Genomic DNA, 16,798 nt, shown 5'->3' on the forward strand with positions numbered 1-16,798 from the left:
ACTAAGTGTTGGCGTTTCCTTGAATATAGCTAATTGAATACTTATTGATTTACTTTTTTAAGTAAAATCTCCTTATGGTTTTTAGAAAACTTCATCAAATCAAACTCATTATTAGAAATTAATTTATATAATTTATTTGCTTCTTTCCAAGCCATTTTGTATTGTAACTTATCAATTATGCCTTTCGATAATGCCTCATCTATTTCATCAGCATCTTTTTCAATTATTTCCCCAGTCGGTAATATAACAATATCTAAAAATAGATCATCCATCCAAGGTACATTATTTTCAATCCCACATTGTAAACAAATGTCAACATACCATTGAACGATATTCCCTTGAGGATCAAACATTGTCGTTAAAGAATAGTGTTCTTCAATAGGAAAATGCTGAAGCCATATGTACCCATCATCAGCTATACATACTTTTTTTCCGTCATAGTTAACAGATAATGGATCTTTAACCTTTTCAATATGTAGTAAAGAGACATATCCTTTAAACTCCTCTGTATTAAGAAATGATTGGATATATTCCCTTTTAAGTACTCGCTTCCATTCTGATCTGTCACCATATTTTCGTTTTAACAATTCGATCCTCCCTTATTGCTTTTTGGCACTATTAATATATGTCCCTGATTCACAGGAAATTTATCATAAAAACATTTAGCTAGCTTATTTTCAAAAATCATTTTCTATATTGCAAAAAATACACGGCAAATATAACATCCAAAACTTTCAATTTGAATTGTTAAATATTCCTATAAATTTTCTTCGAAAAATTAGCTTTATACGTTAACCATTATTGTTTAAAGCATAATAATCATAAGCTCTTAATCCCGAATAACAATTTGATTTCATTGCGGTTCTTTTTTGTCTTTTTGAAACCATCTTTTGAATCTAAGATAAAAGCAGTTTTTCCTAGCCAGATTCTTAAATATATGGATTGAATTTTAATTGGCCTTATTATTCCTTTTTCCTCAAATTCAGTACCATCTTTTAATTCAGTTTCCGTCCTTATAAACCACTTATTTCCTAGTCCGAATTCGACAAATTTCAAATCTGTTTCCCCTTTAAAGAGATCTTCATTTAACTTTCCGCACTACAAACGTAATCGCATTCGTTTTTAATAAGACGGGACGTTGCTGGCGTTTTATTGTATACTCCAATGGTTTTACAAGCACCTTTAATATTTCCCAGCCCTTATAGGCTTCATTTAATTTATTCATCATTTCTTCAGTTGGAATGTTTATTTCCATCATCGGTATTAAGTGTTCATTCGTTTCTAAATCTATTTCTTGTACCTCTGAATTTACGATAATACAATTAATTCCTCTCTTCTTTGTTCCTTCCGCCATATGATGTATAACATCTTCGAAGACAGATTCAGATTCAACATGTTCCAAACTTGATACAGCAATGATCAAATCAAAGTTATTCGGCGAAATTGAATAGTTTCCTATATCCGCTTGCACATCTTGAATAATCCCTTGAACATCATGTTCTTCGCTATATTGTTTTAATTTTTGTAAAGCAGATTCAAGTAAATCAACACATACAATCTTGCATTCGCTTTCTTGTAGTAACTTGGCAATAGGAATGCTATTTCTTCCTACACCTGATCCCAAATCGAGTATATTAATGTTGGTTTCTTTCTCTAATAAAGGAATGACCTCCATTACGGTCTCGACAGGTTTATGCAACCAAGATCCTTCCTCGAATAGTTTATAGTTATCATAGCAGTAGTCGTGATATTCTTTTTCCTCTTGTCGTATTTTTTTGATTATGTTCATGTCTACCTTCCTTTACTATCTTGATATCCCCATATAAAATCCCACAAACAGAAAAAACAAGCTTAAAAACGTTTAACGTACATAATCGAATATATGGATATCAACCTCATCTATAAAGCCGATTTCTTCTTCACGATCCCATAGTTTTATTGCAGACGTTTCTTCATTTTTTCTAAAGGGTTGAAGCTTATGTATTTCTGCGAAGTAGATTGGATTATATTTTATATGACCGAGCTTAGTGTCTTGGACTTTCAATAAACCTTTAAACTCCATATCAGTAACTAGTTGTCCAGTTTCTTCATATAATTCTCTGATTGCACATGCTTTTGGAGACTCATTCTTCTCTCTTTTCCCTGCAGGCACTTCCCATTGTTTTCGCCAAATGTTGTAACAGAGAATGTATTTTTCATCACACTTAACAACCGCAAATGATCCTGCAAGAGGTTGATAACTATAAATTTCATTTTCATATGCATGTATGAATTCTAGAAATTGTAACCCATTATTTTTAAGGGATATCACATGAATCACCACATTTTAAGATCGTTATAAACTATATTTCTGTTTACTATTAAAGAATACCTTTTATTCTTTTAAAATCGTCGTCAAAGGGAATGATTCATAATCCACCTCAAACTATTACAACTTAATTAGAATATTTTTTAAGCCTTATCTTATTTAAAGCCTCACTTAAACCCCACCGATTTAACAGTGGGGTTTTATGTTTCTCACCGAAATGGTGCAAATACAATTATCCACATTATCCACAATGGTGTCAGGCACTATTACCATTCTAGGTATCATTTGCTACTTCGATTAATTCGATAATTTCTTGATTTGGACCTTCATAAAAGACCGTTGACCAGCCATTTTTTAGTTTAATTGGCCCCTCAGTTGGAATAATCCCATTTCTTTGAAGATGAATGTTCCAATCAGAAAGATCATTAACTTCCCATGAAATATGCATGTTATCTTTGTGATATTCTTCTTTCTCTTCCGATTGGATTAATTCAATTCTTATAGAATCTCTTTTTAAAAATGTGATCTTTTCACCTACAAGCTCGAGACGTTGCTCAATTGAAAAACCAAATACCTCTTCGTAAAATTTCTCCGATTTTTCTAAGTCCTGTACTTGTATGCCAACATGATGCCACTTCATCATTCATTCTCCATTGGCAAGATTAAGTTCATATCCCCAAATTCATGCCATAAATACTCTTGTTCAAGTGCTTCATGATAAGATTTTAGTAAATAATCCTTTTTAATGAATGCTGTTAGCAAATGCAAATGGCTAGCTTCAGGCTCGTGGAATCCAGTCAATAGACCATCCACCACCTTTAAAGGGTATCCTTCTTTAATGAATAAATCCGTAAGTCGATCTTGTGGTGTCACTTGACCTTTATAATCCGATGCTGATTCTAGAGCTCTTACGACTGTCGTCCCAACTGCTATTACTCGGCCACCATCCTTTCGCGTCCTATTCACTATTTTCGCAGTTTGTTCAGATATATGAAATTGTTCAGGATGCTTACTGGGGGTTGGCCAGTGATCATCGCCATAATAGCTAAGTCCTGCATGTAGCTGTAAAAACGTCGTTTGTATTCCCTCTTTCTTTAAATGATTTATAAGAGCCCAGGAAAACGCCCTACCTGCAGAAGCCATTTCAACTGAACCAGGGACTGTAGCATACACGGTTTGATATGCTTCCAGCGGCCAGGAGGTTTCGATATATTCGTAGCGAATAGGTTCGCCAAATTGAAAGATCATGTTATATAATTCGACTCCGCCCTTTGAAAATAAAAGTCTAACTAACGGACGCTCACTCCCATTACCAATGATTGTAGCTGTAATACCACTTTCAAATATAAGCTTCTCTCCAATTTTACAAAGCCCATTTAACACAAGAGCATCCCATTGTTGATCAGAAAGTTGTCGTGAAAGCCGGACCTCAACGTTCCGTCCACCTTGTCTTCCTCTTAAAACGGAAGGAATTGTCCGACTGTTGTTCATGACAAGTAAATCACCGGGCTTTAGATATGAAGCGAGATCTTTAAATTGTCCGTGAATCGTTTTTCCGGATACGCGATCCAACACCATAAGTCTGACTCCATCCCGTGATGCACCTCTTTTTTCAGCTGGAATTGATGCATTTAAATTCGAAGGAATATGAAAATCTGTAGCATCCACGTTCATCGTGTCCCCCTCACTCATCCTTAAAGGATTGTGCTTCAAAACGCTGTCCATTTATCGATTTGGAATCATTTGAAGCGAGATAGAGAAAGACATCGACAACATCATCCGGGTTAGCAAGATCATAATCGCAGTCAGGAACAGCCTTGTCATGCATGTCAGTATCCATTTCTCCAGGATCCACCATGTTTATTCGGACACCTGTTTCCTGTAATTCATCTGCCCATGTTTGTGTCAATCCTTCAAGTGCAAATTTTGAAATACCGTAAGCTCCCCATTCAGCAAAACCAGTACGACCCGCTTCAGATGTAACATTTATAATCGATCCTTCATTCCTCTCAAGCATTCCAGGTAACACCCGTTTTGTTAGTAAAAAGGGGTTCATAATGTTTACTTTTAGCACTTCTGTAAAATCATCATTTGGATAATCAAGAAGCAAAGTTGGTCCTGGTCCAAATATAGATGCATTATTTATTAAAACATCAACTCGCCCGTATACATTTTCAACAATTGAGACAAACCTTTCTACGTCTCTTTCTAGTGACACATCAGCAGCCACCGCCAGTACCTCTGCTCCAAGGCTTTCCACTTCTTCTTTTACCTTTATTAGTTCCTCCTCACCTCTAGAACAAATTGCGAGTCTTACTCCAGTTTTTGCAAACGCATGCGTAAGGGCTTTTCCTAACCCCTTTGATGCTCCCGTTATCATAACGACACGTTTATTTCCCATTTGATAATCCCCTTTCATACCTTATGATGACTTTATTATAAAAAATGAAGGGATTTTTTTAATCCAGAAAACGGGGTAGATTTTCATACTAATATCGAAGGTAAAAGACATAGTACTTACGACCGAGACAAGAAGAAAAAGGTGGTAGAACTAAAATTCGATAGTTCAACCACCTTAATTACCCAAAATATTGACACTTATTAACCTAGATCATTGATGATTAAAAAAGAAAAGCCTATATAGTTCAGCTATACAGGCTTTATCCACAATTACAGTTCCTTATATTTTGAAAGATGCCCCACCTGGTTATAATCATTAATCAACCATTTCTCTTCCTGAAAGTTAATATTACTAATACAAGCATTGATTAACCTCGTCTTACCCGAACCTATTTCTCCATCTGACAAAATCGATAAAATAGCGTTTATTACTCCTCCATGCGCTACAAGGAGGACTTTTTTATTGCCGTACTTTCGATTGATTTTTTCAATACCTGCCATTACACGCTCATTAAGTGCTGATCTTTCTTCTTGATTGGGGATATCCCTGTCTGGATACTTTGTTTCAATCTCTTCCCGAGTCATCCCTTCCGCGTCACCAAAGGATCGCTCTGCAAATTCTTCCATTTCAATAAGAGGAATTTGCAATCCTTCATTAATAATTTTAGCCGTACGCTTTGCTCGTTGGAGTGGACTCGTAACGATGAGATCCCAGTGATCGTTTTTTAAAAAATCTCTACATTCCTCCGCTTGATGTATGCCAGTTGAATTTAAAGGAATATCCGTTCTTCCTTGAAGTTTACCTAAATCGTTCCAATCTGTTTCACCATGCCGAATTAAACAAATGGTCGTTATTTTAAACTTCTCCCTTCGCTACCTTCTCATTATTTCTTTGTAAAAAAGCACGTATCATGAAAAAGCTGACTTCATCTGGCAGCAATTCTTTAATGGGTGTCAGTCTTGTAGATTCCGCTTCTTCAACCGCCTGTTGGATTATTTCTTCATATTGGCTTGGGATAAATTGATCCCAATCAATCTCATGCCCTTCTTCATCACATTTGATTAAATGGGATTCCACCGTTCTTTCGGAAAGTTCACGTTCCTGGGCAATTTCGTCGATACCCATTCCATCCTGCAGCATTTGATATGTAACAAGATGACTCGATTCTTTCGTACTCTTAGAAGCAGTTTTCCTCTCTACTTTCATCGTGACAATCGGTTTTCTTTCAAACCCTTTTTCTTTACAATAGGCGTTAATGATAGACAAGAAATCGGCCCCATACGCTTCCAGTTTTCTTTCACCAATTCCTTTTATTTGTAAAAGTTCATTTTCAGTTTGCGGCAACACAGCACTCATCTCTCTCAATGTCGCATCAGAGAAAATAACGTACGGAGGTACTTTTTCTTTTTCGGCGAATTCTCTTCTCAATTCCCGTAGACGTTCGAAGAGGTCATTGTCCGCAACAATTTGAGCAATGCGTACTTTTTCTTTGCGCATCACAGGTTCGTTTCCACGTAAAACATTCCCTGCACTTTCGGTCAACATTAAGATAGGATATTGTCCGTCTGTCGGCTGCAAATAACCTTCTGCCGTTAAAAAATCAATAAATTCACTAACTTCTTTTTGTGTTCGTTCTTTCATAATACCGAATGTCGAAAGCTGGTCAAAACCAAAACTTTTTATTTTTTTATCCGCTGATCCAGTTAGTACTTTTGTGATCATCGTTTTTCCAAAGCGCTCATTCATTCGTCTTATGCAAGAAAGAACTTTTTGTGCATCGATTGTTACATCCACTTGCTCTCGGGAATCCGTGCAATTTCCACATTTGCCGCATTCAGGCGGGTTTTCTTCTCCAAAATAATGCAAAATAAATTGTTGCAGGCATGATTCCGTATGCCCATAGGCAACCATTTTCCGTAGCTTTGCATACTCATGTTCTTTTCGTCCTTCGTCCATCTCCGATTGTTCGATTAAAAAGGATTGGATTTGTGAATCTTGAGGAGCGAATAATAAAATACAGGCACTTTCTTCGCCATCTCTTCCCGCTCTTCCAGCTTCCTGATAATACGATTCCATATTCCGGGGGATTTGATAATGAATGACGAAACGCACATTCGATTTATTTATACCCATCCCAAATGCATTTGTGGCCACCATAATCGATAAATCATCAAATAAAAATCGTTCCTGCTGCTGGTTGCGTTCAGCTTCTGACATTCCAGCATGATATTTTCCCGCGGACCATCCTTTTCTCTCTAATAAAAGATGAATTCGGTCCACTTCTTTTCTTGTCGCTGCATAAATGATGCCCGCTTGCGATCTATTTTTTTCTATATAATTCAATAAAAAGCGGTCTCTATCCTCCCCTTTCACGACTTGGAAATGTAAATTTTCTCTTTCAAATCCTGTCATGACTACATTTTCTTTATCAATATGAAGGAGATCGCAAATATCATTTTGTACTTGTGGAGTAGCCGTTGCGGTAAGTGCTAGAATAACTGGTTTAGGCTTTATTTGATTGACTAAATTTTTGGTTTGCAAGTAACTGGGACGGAAATCATGCCCCCATTGGGAAATACAGTGTGCTTCATCAATAGCAAGGAAGGATATATGAATTTCTTTCAGAAGTCTTAAAAACGAAGGTACTTCCAATCGTTCGGGAGCAATGTAGACTAGTTTATAATTTCCGTTGTAAATTCCTCGAAGACGTTCATTGATTTCCTCGCTCGGAAGTGTGCTGTTTATATACGTAGAAGGAATCCCTGTTTTTTCAAGTGCATCTACTTGATCTTTCATTAATGAAATAAGTGGGGAAATAACGATTGTTATTCCGGGGAAAATCATCGCCGGAATCTGATAACAAAGCGATTTTCCGCCTCCTGTTGGCATGATGGTTAGAGTATCTTTTCCCTCTGATACTTTCTGTATGATTTCTTCCTGCCCATCACGAAATTGATCATAACCAAAATATGTTTGCAATACGTTTTTTGCTTTATTTAACAACGAAAGAACCTCCAAATTAGAGATAGTTTCATTATAGCAAATATACTAGGTGAATGAATTGAATAACATTTAATTATGACAGCTTTAGATTGATAGAAAATATATTTATGTTTATTTTTGGGAGTTTTTAAAAGTTTCATTGTTTAAAAAAGCGTTTTCATGGTAGCATTGACATATCTTATCTAATGAAACTGGAGGTAGCTTTATGTCGATTAACTACGAAAAGCTTCAAGCATTAAGTGATCTTTGTACTCCTTGGTGTTTACATACTGTCGGTACCCTTCGAATTGCAGATTATATTTCTGAAGGAATCAGTCATATTGATGATCTCGCAAAAGCAAGTGGGAGTGATGCTTATACGCTTCAGAATGTAATGCGTCATCTCGTAAATAAAGGTGTTTTTGAAGAAACGGAACCTAGTAGATTTGCACTTAACGAAGTATCGAGAGGATTACTTGAACCTGGTTTTAGGCCTGACTTAACTGGTATTTTTGGTAGAATGGCTTATGCATGGGGAACGCTTCCTACATACGTAAAAACTGGAGCATCCGGATATCATGAACAGTTCGGCCTTCCTTTTTGGGAAGATCTCGCAGCTAATCCCGATGTTGGAAAGAGCTTCGACGACCTAATGGGGATAGCTGGACACGGAGTTCCTGATCCTCATTTTCCAATTACAGGAGATTGGGATGCCGTCCAAACCGTTGTTGATGTCGGTGGAGGAACTGGAGCGATGCTAGCGGAAATTCTTCGTACCAGACCTCACATCCATGGTACGTTGGTTGATCTCCCCGGGACTGCTTCCAGGTCAGCTGAGGTTTTCCAGGATGCAGGAGTAAGTGATCGAGTTACAGTGGCTGGGCAAAGTTTTTTTGATCCCCTTCCTGCTGGTGCTGATATTTATCTATTAAAAAAGGTACTTGGGAACTGGCCGGACAAAGAGAAAAAGGAAATATTGCGTCGTTGTGCTGAAGCTGCTCATCCCTCTAGTAGAATCGTCATTATGGGTGGAGTTACGCCTGATGAAGAAAAACATCAATTAAGTATTGAAATGGTGCTGGTTGGCGGGAAGCCAATCGCATTATCTGAATTCCGCGATATGGCTCGTGAAGTCGGTCTGGAGATAACTTCAACACAGCAGCACGGCGGCTTTTTAGTCGAGTGTCAGCCAGTCTAAAAAATAAACGAGTATGGTAATCAAAACCATACTCGTTTATCATTATAATAAATCATTTATTTTAAGGTGTTAATCATGAAAAAAATAATTTCATATTTAATCGGCAAACTCGCTGGTGCAGGGTTCTCTTTTTCTATCTTCAATTTGTTCAATATGTTAAATGGATCCATATTTGATATGTATCAATTCTCCAAGAATGTATCTAGTCCTCTTTATTGGGTTGCATTTTTTGGATATGGGTTAATATGTTCAATTGTGATTGATCTTATCGTTAATAAAGTCTCCAATAAAGGCAATTCTACAAAAGTAATTCTATATTTGGTTGCTGGATTTTCGATTTTTTTCATTTTTGGATTTAGTATCTTTACGATTATCGCTGGCACAATTGGTGCTTTTGCTGCGCTCCTCTTTTATTTTGGAACAATGATTGCGAACAAAACGCCTGTATTTAAATATATCTTTGCCTTTGCAATGCCGATTCTATTTTTAACCATCATCAATGTTGATTTTACGGAAAAGCAGCAATGGTCCGAAGTAAAAAACGATACTTCCTACTCTGCAAGCTTTGACCTTTTTAATGGGGAGCAAAAAATACCTATTAATGCAAAAGAAGGGCAAACAATTTCTGTTGCAGTGGACATTAACAATGAAAATGGGGGCGGGCATGGCCAGCACGTTTTAAATGAAAAAGGAAAATTGCTTCCAATGTATGAATCCACTGATGATTATATAAGATTTAAAGCTGAATCGACCGGCGTTTATAATGTCGTTATAACAGGTGATAATTTAAGGGGAAGTTTTTTTGTTGATTGGAAAATAGAAGATTTATAGAAAATTAATCCACTCTAGTTCTTTCTAGAGTGGATTTTTGTCAATATTACTGAGCCAATTTGCCCTTATTTTCTAATTTCTGTTCTATCTTTCCTAACATATCTGTAGTCATTTTTTCTAAATCATAACTTGGTTTAAATCCCCAGTCTTCCCTAGCTGCTGTATCATCAATGGAATTTGGCCAGCTCTCTGCAATCGACTGGCGAACGGGGTCAACGGCATAATCTAGTTTAAAATTAGGCAGGTGAAGTCTAATTTCTTTTGCAAGGTCTTCTGGTTCTATACTCATTGCCGTAATATTATAGGCATTGCGATGCTTCAAGCGTGCAGGATCTGCTTCCATCAACTGGACGATCGCCTGTAATGCGTCCGGCATATACATCATATCCATATATGTTCCTCTATCAATAAAGGAAGTATATCTGCCCTTTTCAACCGCATCATAATAAATTTCAACGGCGTAGTCGGTCGTTCCTCCGCCCGGCGGTGCCATGTATGAAATTAATCCTGGAAAACGGACTCCTCTCGTATCAACTCCGAATTTCGTAAAATAGTAATCGCATAAAAGTTCCCCAGAAACCTTATTCACTCCATACATCGTTGTCGGGCGTTCGATGGTCACTTGTGGTGTGTGGTCTTTCGGAGTGGAGGGACCGAATGCCCCAATCGAACTTGGTGTAAACATTTGTAATCCTAATTCTCTCGAGGTTTCAAGGGCGTTCACTAGCCCTCCCATATTTACATTCCAAGCAACCAGTGGCTTAGCCTCTGCTACGGCTGATAACATTGCTGCCAAATGCATAATCGTATCAACTTCATATTTTTTTGCTAATTCCAACATTCTTTTGCCGTCTGTCACATCTAGAATTTCAAAGGGACCTGAGGTGGCTGCAACAGACTGATTTTTACGGATATCCGTCGCGAGAACATAATCCGCTCCATATAAACTGCGAAGTTTTATAACTAGTTCTGTTCCAATCTGACCCAATGCTCCCGTTACCATAATCTTTTTCATGAGACTTCCTCCAGATGTAGGTTATTAGAAAAGCGTAGGCGCCTGTTCATCGACGTACAGGCCCGCAGGATGCGGGTCGTCGACGTCGCCACAGGACGTGGCGGTTTTAGTCGACATTCCTTTTTGGCCTTTGACTGAGATAAAGGAAACACGATGAGTCCGATAGGACGAATCGATGTTGACTTATCGTAGGGAAAAGGACAAGAAGTTTGCTAGTCGATAGGCGCTGAAGCTAGACAAAGAAAAGTGAAAGCGCCTTGCTCATCGACAGGCCCACAGGATGCGGTGGTTTTAGTCGACGTTTCTTTTTAGCCTCTTACTTATCGCAGGGAAATGGATAAGAAACTTGCTAGTCGATAGGCGCTTTAGCCAGACAAAAATTTAAATAATTCCTAATTCCTTGCCAACCTTTTCGTATATGGTAATAGCTTCATCAAGCATTTCTTTCGTATGCGCGGCTGTCGGCATATTACGGACACGCCCCGTTCCTTTTGGTACAGTCGGAAATACAATTGATTTTGCGTACACGCCTTCTTCATACAGGCGTTTGCTAAACATTTGCGTTGTTTTTTCGTCTCCAATGATTACAGGTGTAATTGGTGTTTCACTATGACCGATATTAAATCCAAGCTTGCTAAGGCCCTTTTTCAAATAGTCACCATTCTCCCATAAACGTTCATTGAGTTCCGTACTTTCAATTAAAATTTCAATTGCTTTCGTTGCAGCCGCAGCATCCGCAGGGGTAACAGCAGTAGAAAATAGGAATGGACGGGATCTTACCTTCAACCAGTCAATTAATTCCTTTTTCCCTGCAACATATCCTCCAACGACACCAATTGCTTTTGATAAAGTACCTATTTGAAAATCAACCTTATCTTGAAGGCCGAAATGCTTTACAGTGCCAGCACCTTTTCCTAGGACACCTGAACCGTGAGCATCATCAACATACGTAATCAAGTCAAATTCTTCAGCAATCTCAATGATTTCAGGCAGCTTTGCAATGTCTCCATCCATCGAAAAAACCCCGTCTGTGATGACCATGATTTTATTAAAATGGCCGGATTCTTTTGCTTCCTTTGCTTTTTTGCGAAGATCCTCCATATCCGAATGATTAACACGGATAATTTTAGCTTTCGATAAACGACAGCCGTCAATGATGGATGCATGGTTTAGTTCATCAGATAAAATGGCATCGTTTTTATCCATAACAGCTGAAATTGCCGCCATATTACAATTAAAACCAGATTGATAGGATATTGCTGCTTCTGTTCCCTTGAATTCAGCTAGTTTTTCTTCAAGCTTATCGTGAAGCTTTAACGTACCATTAATCGTTCGAACGGCACCCGCTCCAACGCCCCATTCCTTTACAGCATTAATGGCTGCTTTTTTTAACCGCTCATCTGTTGCAAGCCCTAAGTAATTGTTTGAAGATAAGTTTATTTGTTTTTTTCCATTCAATGTAATGATGGGACCGTTCGCGCTTTCGACTGTTTCAATTTCATTATAAAGACCTTGATCTCGTAATTGATGCAGATTTTCCGATAAAAATTGATCCAATGTTTGACTCGACATTTACATCCCTCCGTTATGGTTAAAGTTTATCCATGTAAGCGCCTTATATACATGTGTCCACAGTGGAAATACACATCTATATTTGAAATACTGTTGTTATTTATAATATACCACATAACACAAAATATGTTCATATGAAAAAGACAAAAAATAAACAAAAAAAATAAACGGAATTTAACTCTATGTTAAATTCCGTTTACTCATTACTAATTATGCTCTACCTGCACTTTGACACATATTAATTTTATCTGCGGCTACTTTTTTCAGATTTGTAATCGCATCACTAAAATATTTACGCGGATCGTTTTGGTCAGGGTGATCAATTAAATATTTACTCAAGCCGGCGACAAAAGCATTTTTCAATTCCGTTGCGATGTTAACTTTGCAAATTCCCATTCGAATTGTTTCTTGAACTAATGCATCAGGAAGGCCGGAACCGCCATGAAGGACAAGCGGAATATCGACTACTTCACGAATTTCTTTCAATCGTTCCAAGTCCAGCTTTGGCTCACCTTTATATAATCCATGGGCTGTACCAATGGCAACTGCCAACGAATGAATTCCTGTCCGCTCTACAAATTCCTTTGCCTGAGCAGGATTTGTGTAAATGGCATCTTTTTCATCGACACTCATATCATCTTCAATCCCACTGAGACGCCCTAACTCTGCTTCAACAAACACTCCATAATTTGAAGCATATTCCACTACTTCCCTTAAATGGCGATATTTTCTTCAAACGGATGATGGCTAGCATCGATCATGACTGAACCTACACCCATATCAATCATTCGCTTAATGTCATCAATATTTTCATGGTGATCTAAATGGACATCGAATGGGATGTCATATGTTTTTCTAGCAGCTTCCATAATACCGATTAAAAATTCTTCTCCCATATATTTTACCGTTCCCGGTGTTGCAGCAAGAAGAACGGGAGATTTCATTTCCTCAGCCGTTTCTAGAACAGCTTTTGCGATTTCTAAGTTATGGATATTGAAGGCTGGAACCGCGTAATTTCCAGCTTGAGCTAGTTGTAATAGATTCTTTGAGGCATTTCCCATATTAGTTTTCCCCCTGGAAAGGATAGATTTTTACACCTTGAACAACGCGATTGATAACCCCAGTTGGAGATGGATTATCAGGTGATAGACCGCTGGAAAGAGATTTTTCATATGCTAAAGTTTGCGCAAAAATGATATTTGGGAATGTAAGCATAATATCTTCTTCCTTAGATAAAGGAACATTTATTTGGTAATCGCTGTAATTTTCCACTTCAGGATCTTCTATGCCTGAAATCGCCACAAGCGGTCCACGCTCTTGTTCAGTAAATAATTCTCTTAACATATCAAGGTCATATTTTCTTGTATATTCATGATTTGATAAATACAAAATGATCATAGTGTTCTTATCAAGAATTGATTTAGGACCGTGACGGAAACCAAGTGTTGTATCAAACATCGTTGGGAATTTTCCGGATGTTAATTCCAAAAATTTTAACGCCGATTCCCTTGATAGACCTTCAAAGACTCCAGATCCCAAATACACTAATTTTTGGATCGGCAACTTTACAAGCTGCGGAATTACATTTTTGCATGCAGTAAGCACTTCTTCTCCTGCATTAGCAATATTCCGAATTTTATGTGCAAATGCATCTTTATTCTTACTAAACAAATATAAAGCTGTGAGCATCATGGTCGAATAGCTGCTCGTCATCGCCAACCCTTTATCATTTGCTTCTTCAGGTAAAATTAACACGAGTTGCTCATCTGATCCGCGTTTCCGTTTTGCAAGTTCTCCTTCACGATTGCACGTAATCGTAATTTCATAAAAATCATCGACCAGCTTTTCCGCTAGTTCAACAGCCGCCACACTTTCAGGGCTATTTCCGGAACGAGCGAAGGATACAATAATTGTTGGGATATTTTTATCTAAAAAAGAAAATGGCGAGGACGTAAGATTAGTCGTCGAAATAGTTTCTACCTCCCAGCCCCTATCTCTAATTTCTCTGCGAATATAAGGATAAATCGTTTCTCCAATAAAAGCACTTGTTCCAGCACCTGTAAAAATAACGCGAGTGTGTTCATGCTTTGCTTGATCGCCTGTAAAAATTGTTCTATCTTTTCTTTTTCTGAGGAAAATTGCTCAATTGCTTTTACCCATAAAGATGGTTGTTGTTCAATTTCCCTTATCGTGTGAGATTTCTCCATTTTTAACCAACCTTCCTATTAGTTTAATTCAACTGAGTAAGTAAACTTATCTCCCCTTGCAATCGTGACTGTGTACTCAATTATTGCGTCACCTTCAAAGCTTATTCGGTTAATTAAGAGACTCGGCTCTCCTTCTCGGATGTTTAAAAGTTCAGCTTCCTTTTTGGATGTTGGAATTGCTGAGAATCTTTCGGTAGCTTTAGTGATGATCGCTTCATATTTATCACGAAAAAGAGTATACATTGGCACTCGTTCTAAATCATCTCCATGTAAATCGGGAAACCGGCTTTGAGGAAGATAAGATGTTTCATACATCATCGGTTCATCATCTGCGAACCTAAGCCTTGTGATTTTATAAACTTTCGTCCCTTCGCTTATTTCCATTTTTTTCGCGAGTTGAATGTCACTTTCTACTTCTTCAAAATCTAATACTTGCGATGATGGGACCTTATTAATCTTCTTCATTTCTTCGGTAAAACTATAAAATTTGAGAAGACTTTGATTAATGACTTTTGGGGAAACGAATGTCCCTTTTCCGTGTTGCTTATAAATCAGTTTTTCTTTTTCAAGTTCCTGCATCGTCTGCCTTACGGTTGTACGGCTTACATTATACATTTCACATAATTCTCGTTCGGAAGGAAGCCTATCATGATCTTTAAGCTCCCCTGATTCAATTTTGCCGATAATTACGTCCATTAATTGATAATAGAGAGGCAAACGGTTGTCTTTTTCAACCATCTTTATGTTGTCTCCTTAAAATAAAATAAATAATCTTGTCATGTTGTCATTACCAGTTGTCTTTATTATATCATGAGAAATTAAAAATTGAAGGGATTTTCTTTAAAAATTAAACCTTCTTGCAATAGCAAGAAGGCATGCAATTAAGAATGACTTGAGTGATTCACCAATAAATGTTCTAGTTCTTCGATCATAAGATTGGTTTGGCTAAGATCAGAGACCTTGCCATAAATTTCCTCTAGTTCATCTTCATATTTTTTAGCCTCAGCTAAATAAAGCTTCCCTAATTTCATTTGCTCTCGATACCGCGCTTCAATATTGGCTATTTCTTCTGCAAAAGCTTCATCAGTACCAGGAGCAACAGTCAATTCATACATATCAACGACTTCATCACCAGCTCTCGTTGGAAAATATTCATGTGGCTGCGTGCTGTCAAATACAGCCCAGCCTAGCTCTCTTACAACGACCATATCAAGGCTATTTGGGTCAAAACCACAATGGTAAATTTCAACATCATAGCCATTATTCTCAGCTTCAGCAGCAATTTTTTTCAATAATGTAGACTTACCCGTACCAGCCCGACCTTTTATAAAGTATCTGGCACCTAATCCTTCTGTAATATTATCTACAAAATCGACCGGTCCAATGGGCGTAGCCGCACCGAGAAAACGACGCTTAACATCCGAATCTTTATTAGCTGGAGCAACCGGCTTTTTAAATAAAGTAGAAATTAAAGACTTCGCAACATTATCCGCTAGATCGAAATTCATGTGATCTATATAAATCCGCTCCCATTCATCATGAACCTTAAGTCCGCTTTCATACGCCTTATATGCTTTAAGATACGATTGTTCGATTTTCAACTTTAGATCAATAACCTCATTTAATTCGTCTTCTAAATGCGCGGTTCTATCCGATTGGTCCAAATCAATGGTTTCCCACTGAGAACAAATCTGTTCTTTCCCTATTTCCCTAGGATGGTCACCATCCACGATGGCGAAATTGAGATTTCTAATGATCAATCCCTCAACATCATCTGGATTACTTGCCCTATGAATGATTTCCATTGGATAGTCATATTCATTCCATTTATTTATAAAATGATGAATGATATTAGATTTTTCCTTTTTCGACTTTCCTGATAAAATAAACACTCTTTCCAGGTCTGCTAAATTGCTATCGTATAAACTATAAAATCCTTTTGCGGTATTTCCCCCGGCAAAGTACCTCAAAATTTTCGCGCCCATCTATCGTCAACTCCCGTTGAAGAATCGTTCCTATTTAGCCTATGCCAACTAGCTTGGCAAAGTCCATTCCATTACAAATACCCATTTTTTCCATCTTCTTCATTATTTGAAGTTTGAAGAGAAGTATACAGAAAGTTTATATTTTTCTATTCATCAGGAGTTTGATCGAGTTGCGCATATTTGCATTTCTTGCAAAGCGTTTATTCAGACGCTTGCTCACCCTTTCACTATCTAATCAAACGTTTAATTAAACCCTTACCCAACTAAACAAACGTTTGATTAAATATATGACACTTTAA

At 37.5% G+C, this 16,798-nt stretch carries 18 protein-coding genes and 1 pseudogene; 2 read left to right on the forward strand and 17 right to left on the reverse strand.

The window, feature by feature from the left end; all coding sequences use genetic code 11:
* Nucleotides 1-41 precede the first annotated feature (41 nt).
* From KHA97_RS12925 to recQ, 10 genes are all read right to left on the reverse strand, one after another.
* Nucleotides 42-587 carry a DUF402 domain-containing protein gene (locus KHA97_RS12925; protein WP_213125131.1) on the reverse strand — a complete coding sequence of 182 codons (546 nt, stop codon included), beginning with the start codon at nucleotides 585-587 and terminating at the stop codon, nucleotides 42-44.
* Nucleotides 581-688: an HIT domain-containing protein gene (locus KHA97_RS24645; RefSeq protein ID WP_407658022.1), complete on the reverse strand. Its 108-nt coding sequence runs from the start codon at nucleotides 686-688 to the stop codon at nucleotides 581-583. The genes KHA97_RS12925 and KHA97_RS24645 overlap by 7 nt, the downstream gene beginning before the upstream one ends.
* Before the next feature lie 131 nt (nucleotides 689-819).
* On the reverse strand, nucleotides 820-1,056 hold the full coding sequence (locus tag KHA97_RS12930) for a DUF3977 family protein (RefSeq protein ID WP_213125132.1): 237 nt from the start codon (nucleotides 1,054-1,056) through the stop codon (nucleotides 820-822).
* Between the two features lie 25 nt (nucleotides 1,057-1,081).
* Nucleotides 1,082-1,789: a class I SAM-dependent methyltransferase gene (locus tag KHA97_RS12935; protein ID WP_213125133.1), complete on the reverse strand. Its 708-nt coding sequence runs from the start codon at nucleotides 1,787-1,789 to the stop codon at nucleotides 1,082-1,084.
* Between the two features lie 72 nt (nucleotides 1,790-1,861).
* Entirely contained in the window at nucleotides 1,862-2,311 is a 450-nt protein-coding gene (locus KHA97_RS12940; protein ID WP_213125134.1) for an NUDIX domain-containing protein, read from the reverse strand.
* 271 nt (nucleotides 2,312-2,582) lie between these two features.
* Nucleotides 2,583-2,948: a VOC family protein gene (locus KHA97_RS12945; protein WP_213125135.1), complete on the reverse strand. Its 366-nt coding sequence runs from the start codon at nucleotides 2,946-2,948 to the stop codon at nucleotides 2,583-2,585.
* Nucleotides 2,948-3,982 carry an S-adenosylmethionine:tRNA ribosyltransferase-isomerase gene (locus tag KHA97_RS12950; protein ID WP_213125136.1) on the reverse strand — a complete coding sequence of 345 codons (1,035 nt, stop codon included), beginning with the start codon at nucleotides 3,980-3,982 and terminating at the stop codon, nucleotides 2,948-2,950. Before KHA97_RS12950 ends, KHA97_RS12945 begins: the two co-directional genes overlap by 1 nt.
* 10 nt (nucleotides 3,983-3,992) lie before the next feature.
* Complete coding sequence (locus KHA97_RS12955) at nucleotides 3,993-4,709, reverse strand: SDR family NAD(P)-dependent oxidoreductase (protein WP_213125137.1); 717 nt, start codon at nucleotides 4,707-4,709, stop codon at nucleotides 3,993-3,995.
* A gap of 269 nt (nucleotides 4,710-4,978) precedes the next feature.
* Nucleotides 4,979-5,563, reverse strand: coding sequence for a histidine phosphatase family protein (locus KHA97_RS12960; protein ID WP_213125775.1), 585 nt, complete (start codon nucleotides 5,561-5,563; stop codon nucleotides 4,979-4,981).
* A gap of 1 nt (nucleotide 5,564) precedes the next feature.
* Nucleotides 5,565-7,712 carry a DNA helicase RecQ gene (gene recQ, locus KHA97_RS12965; protein WP_213125138.1) on the reverse strand — a complete coding sequence of 716 codons (2,148 nt, stop codon included), beginning with the start codon at nucleotides 7,710-7,712 and terminating at the stop codon, nucleotides 5,565-5,567.
* A 205-nt stretch (nucleotides 7,713-7,917) separates the two neighbouring features.
* Between recQ and KHA97_RS12970 the strand changes: the two genes are divergently transcribed.
* Complete coding sequence (locus tag KHA97_RS12970) at nucleotides 7,918-8,889, forward strand: methyltransferase (protein WP_213125139.1); 972 nt, start codon at nucleotides 7,918-7,920, stop codon at nucleotides 8,887-8,889.
* A 75-nt stretch (nucleotides 8,890-8,964) separates the two neighbouring features.
* The gene (locus tag KHA97_RS12975; RefSeq protein WP_213125140.1) at nucleotides 8,965-9,720 is read left to right on the forward strand and encodes a hypothetical protein; all 756 of its coding nucleotides are present in this window, start codon (nucleotides 8,965-8,967) and stop codon (nucleotides 9,718-9,720) included.
* Between the two features lie 46 nt (nucleotides 9,721-9,766).
* Here KHA97_RS12975 and KHA97_RS12980 read toward each other — a convergent pair whose 3' ends face one another.
* From KHA97_RS12980 to KHA97_RS13010, 7 genes and pseudogenes are all read right to left on the reverse strand, one after another.
* Nucleotides 9,767-10,735, reverse strand: coding sequence for an L-threonine 3-dehydrogenase (locus tag KHA97_RS12980; RefSeq protein WP_213125141.1), 969 nt, complete (start codon nucleotides 10,733-10,735; stop codon nucleotides 9,767-9,769).
* Between the two features lie 381 nt (nucleotides 10,736-11,116).
* A complete protein-coding gene (locus KHA97_RS12985; protein ID WP_213125142.1) occupies nucleotides 11,117-12,307 on the reverse strand; it encodes a glycine C-acetyltransferase in 1,191 nt (396 codons plus the stop codon).
* Between the two features lie 210 nt (nucleotides 12,308-12,517).
* A pseudogene (gene gatY, locus KHA97_RS12990) lies at nucleotides 12,518-13,368 on the reverse strand (tagatose-bisphosphate aldolase subunit GatY).
* 1 nt (nucleotide 13,369) lies between these two features.
* Nucleotides 13,370-14,374 (reverse strand): SIS domain-containing protein, encoded by a 1,005-nt coding sequence (locus KHA97_RS24455; RefSeq protein WP_325167473.1) that lies wholly within the window; start codon nucleotides 14,372-14,374, stop codon nucleotides 13,370-13,372.
* A complete protein-coding gene (locus tag KHA97_RS13000; RefSeq protein WP_213125144.1) occupies nucleotides 14,284-14,514 on the reverse strand; it encodes a hypothetical protein in 231 nt (76 codons plus the stop codon). The genes KHA97_RS24455 and KHA97_RS13000 overlap by 91 nt, the downstream gene beginning before the upstream one ends.
* Nucleotides 14,515-14,532: 18 nt before the next feature.
* Nucleotides 14,533-15,252, reverse strand: coding sequence for a GntR family transcriptional regulator (locus KHA97_RS13005; protein WP_213125145.1), 720 nt, complete (start codon nucleotides 15,250-15,252; stop codon nucleotides 14,533-14,535).
* A gap of 143 nt (nucleotides 15,253-15,395) precedes the next feature.
* Complete coding sequence (locus tag KHA97_RS13010; protein ID WP_213125146.1) at nucleotides 15,396-16,499, reverse strand: hypothetical protein; 1,104 nt, start codon at nucleotides 16,497-16,499, stop codon at nucleotides 15,396-15,398.
* Between the last annotated feature and the right edge of the window lie 299 nt (nucleotides 16,500-16,798).

The organism is Lederbergia citri, from assembly GCF_018343625.1.
In the GTDB taxonomy this organism is placed as follows: Bacteria; Bacillota; Bacilli; order Bacillales; family Bacillaceae_C; genus Lederbergia; species Lederbergia citri.

Coding starts and splice junctions, on each gene's coding strand:
- KHA97_RS24645 (WP_407658022.1), bottom strand. CDS start 688: ATGATTTTTGAAAATAAGCTAGCTAAATGTTTTTATGATAAATTTCCT.
- KHA97_RS12935 (WP_213125133.1), bottom strand. CDS start 1,789: ATGAACATAATCAAAAAAATACGACAAGAGGAAAAAGAATATCACGAC.
- KHA97_RS12945 (WP_213125135.1), bottom strand. CDS start 2,948: ATGAAGTGGCATCATGTTGGCATACAAGTACAGGACTTAGAAAAATCG.
- KHA97_RS12950 (WP_213125136.1), bottom strand. CDS start 3,982: ATGAACGTGGATGCTACAGATTTTCATATTCCTTCGAATTTAAATGCA.
- KHA97_RS12955 (WP_213125137.1), bottom strand. CDS start 4,709: ATGGGAAATAAACGTGTCGTTATGATAACGGGAGCATCAAAGGGGTTA.
- KHA97_RS12970 (WP_213125139.1), top strand. CDS start 7,918: ATGTCGATTAACTACGAAAAGCTTCAAGCATTAAGTGATCTTTGTACT.
- KHA97_RS12975 (WP_213125140.1), top strand. CDS start 8,965: ATGAAAAAAATAATTTCATATTTAATCGGCAAACTCGCTGGTGCAGGG.
- KHA97_RS12980 (WP_213125141.1), bottom strand. CDS start 10,735: ATGAAAAAGATTATGGTAACGGGAGCATTGGGTCAGATTGGAACAGAA.
- KHA97_RS12985 (WP_213125142.1), bottom strand. CDS start 12,307: ATGTCGAGTCAAACATTGGATCAATTTTTATCGGAAAATCTGCATCAA.
- KHA97_RS13000 (WP_213125144.1), bottom strand. CDS start 14,514: ATGGAGAAATCTCACACGATAAGGGAAATTGAACAACAACCATCTTTA.
- KHA97_RS13005 (WP_213125145.1), bottom strand. CDS start 15,252: ATGGTTGAAAAAGACAACCGTTTGCCTCTCTATTATCAATTAATGGAC.
- KHA97_RS13010 (WP_213125146.1), bottom strand. CDS start 16,499: ATGGGCGCGAAAATTTTGAGGTACTTTGCCGGGGGAAATACCGCAAAA.